This window comes from Phycobacter azelaicus, from assembly GCF_014884385.1.
Lineage (GTDB): Bacteria > Pseudomonadota > Alphaproteobacteria > Rhodobacterales > Rhodobacteraceae > Phycobacter > Phycobacter azelaicus.
In genome coordinates, this window is sequence record NZ_WKFH01000003.1 from 1,568,674 (window position 1) to 1,581,842 (window position 13,169).

12 protein-coding genes are annotated in these 13,169 nt (G+C 61.8%); 3 read left to right on the plus strand and 9 right to left on the minus strand.

Annotated features, from left to right (window positions below):
• Positions 1–15: 15 nt before the first annotated feature.
• The 7 genes from hpaH to INS80_RS08530 form a co-directional block, all read right to left on the minus strand.
• The gene (gene hpaH, locus INS80_RS08500; protein ID WP_192965214.1) at positions 16–816 is read right to left on the minus strand and encodes a 2-oxo-hept-4-ene-1,7-dioate hydratase; all 801 of its coding nucleotides are present in this window, start codon (positions 814–816) and stop codon (positions 16–18) included.
• Positions 813–1,670 carry a fumarylacetoacetate hydrolase family protein gene (locus INS80_RS08505; RefSeq protein ID WP_192965215.1) on the minus strand — a complete coding sequence of 286 codons (858 nt, stop codon included), beginning with the start codon at positions 1,668–1,670 and terminating at the stop codon, positions 813–815. The genes hpaH and INS80_RS08505 overlap by 4 nt, the downstream gene beginning before the upstream one ends.
• Positions 1,670–3,094: a pyridoxal phosphate-dependent decarboxylase family protein gene (locus INS80_RS08510; protein ID WP_192965216.1), complete on the minus strand. Its 1,425-nt coding sequence runs from the start codon at positions 3,092–3,094 to the stop codon at positions 1,670–1,672. Before INS80_RS08510 ends, INS80_RS08505 begins: the two co-directional genes overlap by 1 nt.
• 104 nt (positions 3,095–3,198) lie before the next feature.
• A complete protein-coding gene (gene hpaD / locus INS80_RS08515) occupies positions 3,199–4,179 on the minus strand; it encodes a 3,4-dihydroxyphenylacetate 2,3-dioxygenase (protein ID WP_192965217.1) in 981 nt (326 codons plus the stop codon).
• A 26-nt stretch (positions 4,180–4,205) separates the two neighbouring features.
• Complete coding sequence (gene hpaD, locus INS80_RS08520; RefSeq protein ID WP_192965218.1) at positions 4,206–5,057, minus strand: 3,4-dihydroxyphenylacetate 2,3-dioxygenase; 852 nt, start codon at positions 5,055–5,057, stop codon at positions 4,206–4,208.
• Between the two features lie 46 nt (positions 5,058–5,103).
• A complete protein-coding gene (hpaE, locus tag INS80_RS08525; RefSeq protein ID WP_192965219.1) occupies positions 5,104–6,612 on the minus strand; it encodes a 5-carboxymethyl-2-hydroxymuconate semialdehyde dehydrogenase in 1,509 nt (502 codons plus the stop codon).
• Positions 6,612–7,004, minus strand: coding sequence for a 5-carboxymethyl-2-hydroxymuconate isomerase (locus tag INS80_RS08530; protein ID WP_192965220.1), 393 nt, complete (start codon positions 7,002–7,004; stop codon positions 6,612–6,614). Before INS80_RS08530 ends, hpaE begins: the two co-directional genes overlap by 1 nt.
• Positions 7,005–7,111: 107 nt before the next feature.
• Here INS80_RS08530 and hpaR point away from each other — a divergent pair, with 107 nt between their 5' ends.
• The gene (hpaR, locus tag INS80_RS08535) at positions 7,112–7,546 is read left to right on the plus strand and encodes a homoprotocatechuate degradation operon regulator HpaR (RefSeq protein ID WP_192965221.1); all 435 of its coding nucleotides are present in this window, start codon (positions 7,112–7,114) and stop codon (positions 7,544–7,546) included.
• Here hpaR and INS80_RS08540 read toward each other — a convergent pair.
• Positions 7,543–8,799, minus strand: coding sequence for a glycerate kinase type-2 family protein (locus INS80_RS08540; RefSeq protein WP_192965222.1), 1,257 nt, complete (start codon positions 8,797–8,799; stop codon positions 7,543–7,545). The genes hpaR and INS80_RS08540 overlap by 4 nt on opposite strands.
• Before the next feature lie 101 nt (positions 8,800–8,900).
• Entirely contained in the window at positions 8,901–10,445 is a 1,545-nt protein-coding gene (locus INS80_RS08545; protein ID WP_192965223.1) for a sulfatase-like hydrolase/transferase, read from the minus strand.
• Between the two features lie 187 nt (positions 10,446–10,632).
• Here INS80_RS08545 and INS80_RS08550 point away from each other — a divergent pair, with 187 nt between their 5' ends.
• The gene (locus tag INS80_RS08550; protein ID WP_192965224.1) at positions 10,633–11,433 is read left to right on the plus strand and encodes a DeoR/GlpR family DNA-binding transcription regulator; all 801 of its coding nucleotides are present in this window, start codon (positions 10,633–10,635) and stop codon (positions 11,431–11,433) included.
• 12 nt (positions 11,434–11,445) lie between these two features.
• Positions 11,446–13,122 carry a Na/Pi cotransporter family protein gene (locus INS80_RS08555; protein WP_192965225.1) on the plus strand — a complete coding sequence of 559 codons (1,677 nt, stop codon included), beginning with the start codon at positions 11,446–11,448 and terminating at the stop codon, positions 13,120–13,122.
• Positions 13,123–13,169 lie beyond the last annotated feature (47 nt).

Consider the following 13,169-nt stretch of genomic DNA (forward strand, 5'->3'; position numbering starts at 1 on the left):
GTCAGGTATGGGCGGTCAGGCGAATGTGATGGCGACACGGCCGAAGGAGCCGAAATCGGCGGTGATCTCGCTGCCCGGCGGGCATTCGATGGGCCGGATGAACGACCCCGATAGGACGATATCCCCGGCTTCGATCTGTTGTCCATATTCCGCCATGCGGCGCGCCAGCCACAACACGGAGGTGACGGGATCGTTCAGCACCCCGGCGCCCAGGCCTGTCTCCTCCACCGTGCCGTCGCGGGTGACGATGGCGCCGACCCAGCGCAGATCATGCGCGTCGATGTCGTGCCGCTGGTTGCCCAGCACCACGCCCGCATTGGCGGCATTGTCGCTGATGGTGTCGGTGATGATACGGGCTTGCCCGGTGGCGGGATCGGCGCGCAGGATGCGGGTGTCGAGGATTTCCAGCGAGGGCGCCACATGGTCCGTTGCGGCAATCACCTCCTCGCGCGTGCAGTCGGCACCTGCAAGGGGCGCCTTCATCACAAATGCGATCTCGGCCTCGACGCGCGGTTGGATGAAGCGGCCGGCCGGAACAGTGCCGCCAGTTTCAAATGCCATATCATCGAGCAACACGCCGCTGTCGGGCGTTGTGATGTTCAGCGCCTGCTGCATGGCGCGGCTGGTGAGGCCAATTTTCCAGCCGATCTTGCGGCGTCCCTGCGCCAGCTTTTGCGCCACCAGCGCCTTTTGCACGCCGTAGGCGTCCTCCAGCGTCATGCCGGGGTAGGCGAGGGACAAGAGCCCGCATTGCTGGCCGGTTTCTTCGGCCTTCAGCAGACGCGCAGCGGCCTCAAGGTGCTGGTCGGGGGTCATGCCTCATCCTCCACCGTGTTGGTCAGCTTGCCAATGCCCTCGGCCTCCACCTCGATCACGTCACCGGGTTCCAGGAAGCGGGGCGGGTCAAAGCGCGCGCCGGCGCCGGTGGGGGTGCCGGTCACGATCACATCGCCGGGCACCAGCGTGGTGAAGGTCGAGATATATTCGATCTGGCGGCGGATTGGGAACAGCATCCGGCTGGTGCGATCGTCCTGGCGCAGTTCGCCATTCACATGGGTGGTGAGACGCACATCATCCAGTTGCGCGGCAGAGGTGAACGGCACCAGCCACGGTCCCATGGCGCCGGAATTGTCCCAGTTCTTGCCTTGGGTGACGTTGAATTTCGCATGGCGCACCCAGTCGCGCAGGGTGCCCTCATTGCAAAGGGTCACGGCGGCGATGTGGTCATAGGCGTCCTCGGCCTTGATGCGGCGACCACCCTTGCCGATGACGATTGCGATCTCGCCCTCGTAATCCAGCTGCGGGGTTTCCGGCGGGCGGATCAGCGGCTGACCCTGCCCAGTGAAAGAACGCGGAAAACGGATGAACAGCGACATGTTCGGCGGCGCGTCCTGGCCGTCCTTGTATTCGGCATTGCGGTCGGGGAAGTTCACACCGACGCAGATGATCTTTTCCGGGTTGGGGACCGGGATCTGGTAGGTGAAGGTGCCGTTCGGGTGCGTGATGGGATGATCCTTGGCGGCCACCGCCAGATCATGCAGCCCGTCGGCGGCGATCACATCGCGCAGGGTCGGCCAATGGGGGAAACCGGGCGACAGGGCGGCCATGCCCTCGTCCGTGACGGCGCCGTAATAAGTCTCGCCATTGGCGCTATAGGTGGCAAATCGCATCAATCGGCTCCTTCTGTCAGGCTGGCGGCAATTTCGGTGATGACATCATGGGCCATCATCACGTCGCTTTCCGTGGTTTCGAATTGACCCGCCTGGAAGCGGATCACCAGATCGCCATCGACGCGGGTCTGCGTCAGGTAGATCCGCCCGTCGTCATTGATGGCATTGACCAGCGCGAGGTTCAGCGCATCCAGATCCGTGGCGCCTTCGGGGGCATAGCGGAAGGTCCAGAGCGACCACATGGGCGGGGTCACGATCTCAAAATCCGGGGTGGCGGCGAGCTTGTCATGCAGCTGGTTCGACCAGTTGACGTGGTTGCGCAGGCGGGTGCGCAGTCCTTCCAGCCCATAGGTACGGATCAGGAACCAGATCTTCAGCGCGCGGAAGCGGCGGCCCAGCGGCACCGACCATTCGGAATAGTTGATGATGCCGTCCTTGCCGTGGGTCTTCAGGTACTCGGGGCTGATCGCCAGCGTCTGCACCAGATCGTCGGGGTTCTTGAGGAAATGGGCCGAGCAGTCGAACTGCGCGCCGAGCCACTTGTGCGGGTTGAAGACGATGCTGTCGGCGCGCTCAATCCCCGGCCAGTAGTGGCGGTACTCGGGGCAGATCATCGCCGAGCCGGCCCAGGCCGCATCCACATGGGTGTAAAGCCCGTATTTTTCGGCCACATCCATCACTTTGTCCACGGGATCGGTGGCGCCGGTGCCAGTGCCACCCACGCAGAGGATCACGCCCGCAGGCTGCAATCCAGCGGCAATGTCTGCCTTGATCGCGGCCTCGAGCGCGTCGGGGTCCATGCCGCGCCAATCGCCCTTGATCGGCACGCGTACCAGGTTCTGCTGGCCGATACCGGCGACCCAGATCGCGCGGTCGATGGATGTATGTACCTCGGATGAGCAATAAACCCGGAGCGGTTTCTGACCGAACAGACCTTCCTGATTGCCTTTCCAGTTCAGCGCCTTTTCCCGCATGGTCAGCACGGCGGCCAGTGTCGCCGAAGATGCGCTGTCTTGAATGACGCCCTGAAACGGCTCGGGCAGGTCCAGCGCCTGACGCAGCCAGTCCATCATCCGGGTTTCCATCTCGGTCGCCGCCGGGGAGGTCTGCCAGAGCATGCATTGCGGCGCGATGGCCGATACCAGGAATTCCGCCAATACCGAGGGCGCTGCTGCGTTCGAGGTGAAATAGGCAAAGAAACGCGGGTGCTGCCAATGGGTGATCCCGGGCATCACGATCTCTTCGAAATCGGCAAAGATCGCCTCCATGCCTTCGCCGCTTTCAGGTGGATGGCTTGGCAGAGCATTTAGAACCTCGCCCGGTTCGGTGCGGGCGCGTACGGGTTTTTCGCCCACGGTCAGGTGATAGTCCTGTGCCCAGTCGGCGACCTTGCGGCCCCAGTCTGAGAATTCATCCCATTTCATAAATTATTCTCCAATGTTCGGGCCTTGGCCCAGACCGCGCCTGACCTTCCCCCTGGGAAGGCGCTTCTCGCCTCCCCAAGGTCAGTCGCTGTCCTGATGTTGTTCTACGGTGCAATGATCGGCTGCGCGGTGAGCGCACTGGGCTGTGGCTCTACCCCCTCAAAACTTGACCCTTCCTCGAACCAGCTACGCGGCGCGGGGGCGCCCCATAGGGTCTGGCGCTGGGGGTCGGTGAGGGACCATTTGATCGGCTCAAGGTCGGGATCGCAGGTCTGGTAATCCGAGCAGTAGATCTCGATCCGGTGCCCGTCCGGGTCACGCACATAAAGGAAAAACGCGTTGGAGATGCCGTGCCGGCCGGGGCCGCGCTCGATATTGTCCACATAGCCGGTGGTCGCCATCAAGTCCAACAGATCGATGATGTTGAGCGGGTTCGGCACCCAAAAGGCGGTGTGGTGCAGACGCGGGCCAAGCCCATTGGTAAAGGCCACGTCATGCACGCCGCCCTTGCGGTGCATCCAGGCGGCCCAGACTTTGCCGCTGTCGTCATCCTCGGTGTATTCGGTGACGCGAAAACCGATCTCGTTGTAGAAGGCGACGCTGGCATCCACATCGGCCGAGAACATGTTGAAATGGTCGATGCGGAGCGGTTTTACCCCGTTATAGAGCCTGTACTTCTGGTGGATCGGCTCCAGCCGGTCCATCTTGACGTAGAACTCCAGCGGGATGCCCCAGGGATCGCGGGTGCGCAATGTGCGGCCCATGTGCGGGCGCTCGACCCACTCCACCGGCAGGCCCTTTTGGGCAAAGAATTCGGCGGCCTTGTCGAGGTCGGGTTCGTCGAACAGTTTGAAGCCCAGAACCGCCACCGACGGCGTATCCGCCTGCACCAGAACGATGCAGTGATGGCCGCGTTCCTCCATCGCGCGCAGGTAGATGCGGCTGTCGTCCTCATGGGTGACCTGAAGGCCCAGCGTGTCCACGTAAAAGGCGCGGCTGGCGGCAAGGTCCGTCACCGCGTACTCCACGTGGCTGAGGCGGAGGATGTTGAAGGGCGGGTAGAGTACGGGGGCGGGAACGGGCATTGGTGCCTCCTTGTTTGAACCGGCGCCTAGACCGGGAAAATCACATTTGTCTGGCCGGTGCCTGAGCTGGGGAAATAGGGCGTCACCACCTCGCATTTGCCATCATAGGCATCCCATCCCAGCGCGCCATAGAGCATCGCCGTGTCATGCATCGAGCCTTCACCGCAGCAGAATTGCGCATATTCGCTGAGCATTTTCAGGAAGGTCGCGTGATCGCCGTTTTTCCACATCTCCAGCACATGCAGGTCCATCTGGCGGTTGAACTCCGAGCTGATGGTGAAGGTGCCATTGTTGGCGGCGTAATCCTTGTTGGCCCAGATCTTGTGTGAGAGCGAGCCTGAGGCGACCAGCAGCACCTTGCTGTCCGAAGCCTCCACCGCGGCGCGGATCGCTTCGCCCACCACGCGGCTTTCGTCATGGCCGTGCACCGTGGCCCAGGCTGCGACGGAGACGACCTTCATGTCGTGTTCCCGGCTAATGAAGCGCATTGGAACGAGTGTGCCATATTCCAGCTCCAGGCTGTCCAGATGATGCGCCAGCGTATAGGCGCCCCGGTCCGAGGCTTCCTTGGCGATGGCATCGCCCAGCTCGGGGTTGCCGTCATAGGCGTAAGGCAGGTTCTGGATGAACTGCGGGAACTCGTTCGAGGTAAAAAGCCCCTCGAAACGATTGTTGGCATTGATGTGAAAGCCCGCGTTGATCACCCAATGGGTGTCGCAGATCACCACGGTATCGGCCCCCAGTGCCTTGGCCCGGCGGGCGATCTCATAGTGCCCGTCGATGGCGGGTTGGCGGGTGCCTTTGATGGGACCCTCCTGCTCGGACATGAGCATGGTGGGCACGTGGGTCATCTTGGCGGCGAGTACGATCTCTCCCATGGGTCTCTCCTCCCGAAATGTATTGCGCGCGTTTCCGAAAGGGCGATCAGGCGCCGAGGCGCGCGATCTTGTGCTGGCCGGTGGCGAACCCGATGTGCTTTTGCTCCATGTAGAACTCGAAACTCCAGTCGCCGCCATCGCGGCCAATGCCGGAGGCTTTGACCCCGCCAAAGGGGGTGGGCAGGTGACGCACGTTTTCGCTGTTCACCCAGATCATCCCTGCTTCCAGCCGGTCGGTAAAGCGCAGCGCGCGGGTCAGATCATTGGTCCAGACATAGCCTGTCAGCCCGTAGGGCGTGTCATTGGCGATCTCCAGCGCTTCTTCCTCGGTCGTGAACGGGATCGAAGTCAGCACCGGGCCAAAGATCTCCTCTCGTGCGATACGCATCTGGTTATTGGCACCGGTGAACAGGGTGGGGCGGACGAAATAGCCCTCGTCGCCCAGAGTCTCACCGCCGGCTGCGATGATGGCGCCATCTTCGCGGGCGATCTCGAAATAAGAGGTCACCTTGTCAAAATGCTCTTTGCTGATCAGCGGGCCGATCTCGGTGGTGGGATCCAGCGGATGCCCGACCTTGATGCGATTGACGCGCTCCACCAGCTTGGCCTCGAATGCGTCGCGGATGCTGTCCTGCACCAGAAGGCGCGAGGAAGAGGTGCAGCGTTCGCCATTGATCGAATAGATCATGAAGATCACTGCATCCAGCGCGCGATCCAGATCGGCGTCGTCAAAGACGATGACCGGGTTCTTGCCGCCCAGCTCCAGGTGCACCCGCTTCAGCGTATCGGCGCCCTGCTTGGTGATGAGGCTCCCGGTGCGGCTTTCGCCAACAAAGGCGACGGCCTTGATATCGGGATGTTCGGTCAGGCGTTTTCCTGCGTCTTCGCCATAGCCGTTGACGGTGTTGAGAACACCCGGCGGCAGGCCTGCCTCTTCGGCGATCTCGACCAGCAGGCGCGCGGTCAGGGGCGAATCCTCGGCCGGTTTGTGCACCACAGTGCAGCCTGCGGCCAAAGCTGGCGCGATCTTCCAGGTCGACAGCATGAAGGGCGTGTTCCACGGCGTGATCACCCCCACCGGGCCGATGGGCACGCGGGTGGTGATATTCATCAGGGTGGGCGATTTCAGGTGCTGGCCGTCGCGGGCCTGAACTACCTGATCGGCGAAATAGCGGAAATTCTCAGCCCCGCGCAGGGCGGCCTTGGACATGAAGCGCAGGGCCTGACCGGTGTCCCAGCATTCACACAGGGCGATTTCCTCGGCGCGGGCTTCAATCGCATCGGCAATGCGGATCAGGATCTTGCGACGCTCGGTGGCGGGCATATCGCGCCAGGCCGGGAAGGCGGCCTTGGCCGCAGCGGCGGCTTGGTCGATGTCGCTCTCAGTGCCGCGCGCCACATCGCAGATCACGCTTTTGTCCACCGGAGAGGTCGACTGGAACACCCCACCGGATCCGGCGACATCCTGCCCGGCAATGCGGTTCTGAATGCCGGTGTCCTTGAACCGCGCCAGATAGCCGCTGAGTTTCTCGATATTGCTGGCCAGATCGCTCATCACTGCTCTGCCTTCTTCATATGGTCGCGGATGGTGCCGCATTTGGGGGAAAGATCGGGGTCGATGTCGCGCATCTCGAACGACAGCGCGAGGGAGTGGGTCTGCATCGCAGGCTCCAGATAAAGGCGCGCGGCCTCAAAGATCTCGGCGGTGGCGCGCTTGCGGGTCTCCAGATCTCGACCACCGCGCAACCGAACGGCGATATCAACGTAACCATGCTGGGTATCGCCATCGGCAATCGATACATGCGTTGCAGCGAAGGCCCGCACCCGTATGCCCGCCAACGGCAGCACGCCGGTCTGTGCCGCGGCCAGTCGCAGAACATTGCACAGTCCTGCGACATCGACATAGCCTTCCACGTTCGGCGAGTAGTCCACCGTAATATGGGGCATCGAAAGCGCTCCTTCCCATTTATTTAACATGTGTACCAAATGTGAGGGCCACCGTCAAGCCGCGCAATCCAATTGCACTTGTGGGGTGTTTAAGGTGATAAATACCCATGACCAGAACTTTGCCATCGACCAACCGTTCTTTGCCGATTGCTCTTCTAAGGGCCCGTGAACGGGTTATGGGGCCGATCCGCGCACTTCTGAGCGATTCGAACCTGACCGAACAGCAATGGCGTGTCTTGCGTGTCGTTCAGGAAAGCGGGCCAACCGACCCGACCCAGATCTCGGAAGAGGCTTGTCTCTTATTGCCGAGCCTCACGCGCATCCTGCAAAAGCTGGAAGAGAAAGAACTGATCAGTCGCAGCCGCGATTCCGTCGATCGCCGCCGTCAGGTCGTGAAGATCACGGCCGCCGGGGAAAAGATCATCGACGACAATATCGAGGCCAGCATGGCCTTGGTGGAGCGAACCCGGCAAAAAATGGGGGAAGAGCGGTACGAGGCGCTCCTTGATCTTTTGAACGATCTGGATCGGATTGATCTTTAATCCGCTTTGCGCAAAAAAACCTGAACATCGGCCACATTCGTGCCGGTGCCCCCTGTCATGACGAGGGCGTCGGCAGCCTTGAGAGCGGCGTAGCTGTCGTTATTCGCCAACAGAGCCTCGGGATCCTGACCTGCGTCGCGAATGGCCTGCCAGGTATCTGGCCCGACGATACCGCCCGCAGCATCGGTCGGCCCATCGCGTCCGTCCGTACCCCCAGACAGGAAGAGCCAGTCGCCGCTGAGCCGCTCTGCACCGAGCCGCGCCACGCGCAGGGCCAGTTCCTGGTTGCGACCGCCAACGCCTGTTCCATTCAGCCGCACCGTGGTTTCCCCGCCAAAGATCAGCGCAACTGGCTTGTCACTTGGGGCGTTGCTGGCAGCATCCAGAACGGTTTGCGCGGCCTCGGCCACGTCGCCGGTCAGGTGGTCGCTGACAATCTGCGCTTCCCATCCGCTTGCTGCGTCTTTCATTGCGGACAGGCTGTGGCGGTTCGATCCGATCAGGATGTTTTCCGCCTCTGGCAGCGCGACATCATCATCGGGCAAGGACAGGTGCGCCCTGACGGCTTCGGGTGCGTCTGCCCAGATCGCCGCGCGCTCCATCACCGCGCGGGCCTCGGCTTTTGTGCCGATGGGCGACACTGTCGGCCCGGATGCGATGGCGCGCAGATCGTCGCCGATGACATCGGACAGAATATAGGTGGTGACGGCTGCCGGGGCCGCATGGCGCAAGAGCCCGCCGCCCTTGAGGTCAGAAAGCTGCTGTCGGATCAGGTTCATCTCGTTGATTTCAAGTCCCGAGGCCAGCAGCAGGCGGCCGACCTCGGATTTGTCCGCCAATGTCAGCCCCGGCGCGGGCGCGACCATCAGGGCCGACCCTCCGCCCGAGATCAGTGCGATGACCCGGTCCTGTGGCGCCGCCTGTGCAAGGAAATCCATCACAGCGCGCCCAGCGGTTGCGCTGGCCTCATCCGGTACGGGATGACTTCCCGCCATGACCTTGGCGCCGGGCAGATCGCATAGGTTTTCCGGGTTTGTCACCACAAGGGCCGCGCGCGGTTCGGGAATGTGATCCAGCGCCTCGCGCATCATTGGGATGGCCGCCTTGCCCACCGCGAGGATCAGGCTGCGTCCTCCGTCGGGCACAGGGGCGAGTGGTGCCTGCGCGAGCTGCTGGCGCAGGGCGTGAGCCGGATCGGCGCGTTCGACGGCGGCCGAAAACAGCGCAAGCGCGGTCTTTCGTAGGTCACTCATGGTTCATGTCCCCGTCTGGCGCTGCCCTTTGCGACGCGCTCGTTCATGTTATCGCTAAACTTGCGGGGTCTTTTGCCTCAAGCCGAAGGACCGCGTCAACCTTATGGGCGCGCTTTAGGGCGGGGACGCGTGAGTCTGCGTGGCCCGTCTTGTGTGATCTGATCCAAAGACAGGGTGTGATCGGCGTTCTTCATGCGGTGGCGCAGCATGGTGCGTGTGAGGCGGGCCAAGTCTGTCTGATAGGCCGGGTCCTCTGCCACATTCTCCATCTCGCCCGCGCCTTGGTGATCGAACAGCAAGGGCGGCAGCTCGGCGGCGAACTCCACCAGCGTGAAGCGGTCGTCCCGCAGAATGGCAAGGGAGGAATTCGACAGATCCAGACCGGGTATCGTGCCGGGGTCCTCGGGCTGGGCAAAGTCCAGCTCTGAGTAAGAATAGCTGCGCCAACCTGCAGGACGATCTCCGCGCAGAAGCGGCAGGAGCGAGACGCCATCCATGGCGTTGGGAATGTCTTGCCCAACCCACTCCAGAATGGTTGGGGTCAGATCAATGGATTCGGTGATGTCCGTCAACCGGCTGCCCGCTCGGGCTTCATTGCCGGGCAGGCGGATCATCAGGGGCGTTTTGTAGGCTGCATCGTAGACCGAGAATTTGCCCCAGCTGTGGCGATCCCCCAGCATCTCTCCATGGTCGGCGCTGATGATCACGAGGGTGTCGTCCTCCTGGCCGCTGTCCTTCAGAAACTTCAGTACGCGCCCGATATGGGTGTCCACCTCGCTGGCGAGACCAAGGTAGAGTGCGCGCAGGGTCTGAACCGCTTTGTCGCTGGCCTCCAGCTCAGGAAAGCCCAGCACGGTCGAGGCCGGGGTGATCGCGTCCATCATCGGCCCAAAGAAGGGATGCACGGCGCGCTCCGCCTGCGCATCGGCCAGCCGCGTGGGGAGTGGGAGGGCGGCAGGGTCATACATCTCGTTATAGGGCGCGGGCGCCACCAGCGGAGGATGCGGGCGGATATATGTCAGATGCGCGAACCAGTTTTGGTCTCTGTAGGCGGGCATCGTGGCAAGGAAGCGATCTGTCAGAAAGGCGGTGTCGCTGTCCTCGGCCCGGTAGGGCGCAGGATCATTAAGGCGCGGTGGGCCGCCCGTGGACGAAACAGGTTTGTACAGATCCCAGTAGTCGTCAAACCTGTACCCTTTGGTCATGAGGTAAGATCGCCAAGGATAGGACATCTCAAGCCGCATCTCCAGCATCTCGTGGAAATCGGCCATGTGGTATTCATATGTCTGGACTGCCGGGTCATTCGGGTGATGCACACGCGGATCGCGGGAGGTGTCGGTATAGCCAAACAGCATCGGCAGGTAACCGCATTTGCGCATTTCACCCGCCAGCGTCGGGGCATCATGGCGCAAGGGCGTGCCATTGCGGACCGAGCGGTGGTTCATCGCATATTGCCCGGTCAGGATCGAGGCGCGGGATGGCCCACAGGGGTTCACCACGGTGTAGTTCCGCTCGAAAGTGACAGCGGTCTCCATAAAGGCGCGCAGATTGGGCAGACCCACATGGGCTGCCAGCGCCCCGTTCAGGCAATCGGCCCGAAGCTGATCAATGAGGATGAACAGAACATTCTTGCGCCGTTCGGTCATGGTATGCGCCTCCTCCGGCTCTTTTCGGTGCCAGATAAGCCTGCTGCGGGAGGCTTGGAAAGCGTTTTCTGGACCACACAATCCCGTAATGGATGACCGTTTTGTGTGAATTGGGGTGGATATATGTGGGAAATCCGGTCATGTTAGAGCTAACTTTCGTGAAGACCCTGTTGAGACTGGCTGATTTATGTCCACCACTTCCACAGATCTCTCGCGCCGCGAGGCCGAACTTGTCGAGGCGCTGCGCCGTCTTGGTGGCTCGGGGCGCAGCGGTGAACTGGCGCAGGTTCTGAACGTGTCAGAGGAAACCGTGCGCCGCACGATCAAGGCGCTGGCAAAATCGGGCCTTGTTGAGCGTGTCCATGGTGGCGCCCATCTGGTGGGCGGATCCTCAGGCGCCAGTTTCTTTCGCCGCATCACCGAGAACGCGCCGGAGAAGCAGCGCATCGCTGAGGCCGCAGCGGGCAGCATCGAAGATGGTGCTACGGTCTTTCTTGATGTCGGCTCGACCAGTGCCTTTGTGGCTGAGGCGTTGCGGCAAAAGCATGATCTGACGGTGGTGACAAACTCCATCGGTGTCGCCCAGACCCTCGCGAGCCACAACGGCAACCGCGTTCACATGCTGGGCGGAGAGATGCAAAGTGATGAGCGCGGCACCTTTGGCCCCGTGGCCGAGCAACAGGCGCAGCAGTTCGCCCTGGACGTCGCTATTTTGTCTGCAGATGCGCTGTCCGCGAAACATGGGGCGTTGTTCCACAGAGCGCCCGAGGCCCGACTTGCCCAGGTGATCGCCAATGGCGCCGAGACTGCGATGCTGGTTCTGGACCATGGCAAGTTTGGCAAGACCGCGCCGCACCGCGGACCAGAGCCAAGCATCCTCGACGTTCTGGTAAGCGACCAGATGCCGGGCAAGAAGCTGGCGAAGGCGCTTGAGGACTGGGGCATCAGGGCTGAAATCGCCGTCGCTCAGGCAGGCAAAGAACAATAATCGGAGACGGAGATGGCAATTCTTACCTTCCTGATCAGCCTGATGGGGGCAACCATGCTGCTGCTTTTCGCGGTGCGGATGGTGCGCACCGGGATCGAGCGCAGTTATGGTGCCTCGTTTCAGCGGCTGCTGACGGGGGCGGACAACCAGTTTCAGGGTGCAACTGCAGGCATCGGTCTGGCGCTGGTGCTGCAAAGCTCGGCTGCCGTGGCTTTGTTGGTGACGGGGTTTGCCGCAAGTGGCTATCTGACTTTTCCGATGGGGCTTGCGATCGTGCTGGGCGGCGACCTTGGCTCGGCGCTGATCGTTCAGGCGTTGTCCTTTCGGTTGGATTGGCTAGTGCCGGTGCTCTTGGCCGTTGGCGGCTACCTGTTTGTCAAAACCGAGGCCAAGAAGCCGCGCCAATTGGGGCGCATTATCCTTGGTATCGCCTTTATCCTCATCTCCCTGCGCTTCCTGCGGGAGGCGATGGACCCGATCCGTGACAGTGCCTTTCTGCCTGCGATCGCGGGCTACCTCGCACGGGACTACATCACGGCCTTTCTGGTGGGCGGGGCGCTGGCCTTTGTGATGCATTCGTCCGTCGCAGCGATCCTTATGTGCGTTACCTTGGTGCAGATCGATGCGCTTCCCTTTGAAGCGGGGCTCTCGCTGGTGCTGGGGGCGAATTTCGGGTCGGGGTTCATTCCGGTCTGGTTGAGCCGTGGAATGGCGATCTGCGCACGACGCATTCCCTTTGCCAATCTTGGACTGCGCGGGGCCTGGGCGGTTTGTTGCCTTTTCGGAGCCAACTATGCCTTGCGGCAGGGGCTTTTGGGTGATCCGCAAGGCGGGCAGATGCTGGTCTATGCACATCTGGCCTTCAACACATCGTTGCTTGTGGTGGCATTGCCGCTGTGCCGCCCGGTGCAGGCACTGATGGTGCGTGTCCTGCCTGAGGCCGCTGGGCCTGAGCCAGAGGTGCCGACCCGTCCGGTCTCTGCGCTGGTGCCGGGCGACTATGCTTCGCCGACGCTGGCAATCTCCAATCTCAAGCGCGAATTGCTGCGCATGATCGATCTGATCGATACCATGTTCCGCCCGGTTCCGGACCTGTATCGCAGTGGCAATGCTGTGCAGATCAAGGCGGTTCAGGCGCTGGACCACGAGGTCAACACTTGCCTCTCTGGTATCCGCGCCTATGTGGCGGGCATCCCCGAGGGCGCCTTCAGCAAGGCTGAGCTCAAGACCGCCCGTGAGATGGTGGAATATGCGATCCGCTTGGAGACCGCAGGCGATGTGGCGGCGGCCCGCCTTGCGGCCCTTGCGGGCGAGAAAAACAAGAAGAATTTGAAGTTTTCAAAGGACGGCTGGGGGGAAATCACGCGCATGCACGAGGCGATCATGGCCAATCTGCGATTGGCGTCTAATGTGCTGATCTCGGACGATCTGGAGAGCGCGCGCCTGCTCAACCTGGAAAAGACCGAGGTCAAGCGGATGGAGCGTGACAGTCGCAAACGTCACCTCAAACGCCTGCAGTCGGGTGTGTCGGAGAGTTTCGAATCCTCCGATATTCATTTGGAGACCCTGCGTGCCCTCAGGGAATTCAACAGCCATATCGCGGCCGTGTCTTACCCGGTTCTCTATCAGAATGGACAGTTGCTGGAGACGCGGCTGATCCAAGACATGCAGCCCGAGGCTGTGGAGTGACCTTGCAGCGGCTCGAACTGCTCTCGATTCAAAAGGCGTGAATAGGC

Excerpts from the sequence above, each read along its gene's own strand:
- hpaR (WP_192965221.1), top strand. The coding sequence starts at position 7,112 with ATGACCAGAACTTTGCCATCGACCAACCGTTCTTTGCCGATTGCTCTT.
- INS80_RS08510 (WP_192965216.1), bottom strand. The coding sequence starts at position 3,094 with ATGAAATGGGATGAATTCTCAGACTGGGGCCGCAAGGTCGCCGACTGG.
- hpaH (WP_192965214.1), bottom strand. The coding sequence starts at position 816 with ATGACCCCCGACCAGCACCTTGAGGCCGCTGCGCGTCTGCTGAAGGCC.
- INS80_RS08545 (WP_192965223.1), bottom strand. The coding sequence starts at position 10,445 with ATGACCGAACGGCGCAAGAATGTTCTGTTCATCCTCATTGATCAGCTT.
- hpaE (WP_192965219.1), bottom strand. The coding sequence starts at position 6,612 with ATGAGCGATCTGGCCAGCAATATCGAGAAACTCAGCGGCTATCTGGCG.
- INS80_RS08530 (WP_192965220.1), bottom strand. The coding sequence starts at position 7,004 with ATGCCCCATATTACGGTGGACTACTCGCCGAACGTGGAAGGCTATGTC.
- INS80_RS08555 (WP_192965225.1), top strand. The coding sequence starts at position 11,446 with ATGGCAATTCTTACCTTCCTGATCAGCCTGATGGGGGCAACCATGCTG.
- INS80_RS08550 (WP_192965224.1), top strand. The coding sequence starts at position 10,633 with ATGTCCACCACTTCCACAGATCTCTCGCGCCGCGAGGCCGAACTTGTC.
- INS80_RS08505 (WP_192965215.1), bottom strand. The coding sequence starts at position 1,670 with ATGCGATTTGCCACCTATAGCGCCAATGGCGAGACTTATTACGGCGCC.
- INS80_RS08540 (WP_192965222.1), bottom strand. The coding sequence starts at position 8,799 with ATGAGTGACCTACGAAAGACCGCGCTTGCGCTGTTTTCGGCCGCCGTC.
- hpaD (WP_192965218.1), bottom strand. The coding sequence starts at position 5,057 with ATGGGAGAGATCGTACTCGCCGCCAAGATGACCCACGTGCCCACCATG.
- hpaD (WP_192965217.1), bottom strand. The coding sequence starts at position 4,179 with ATGCCCGTTCCCGCCCCCGTACTCTACCCGCCCTTCAACATCCTCCGC.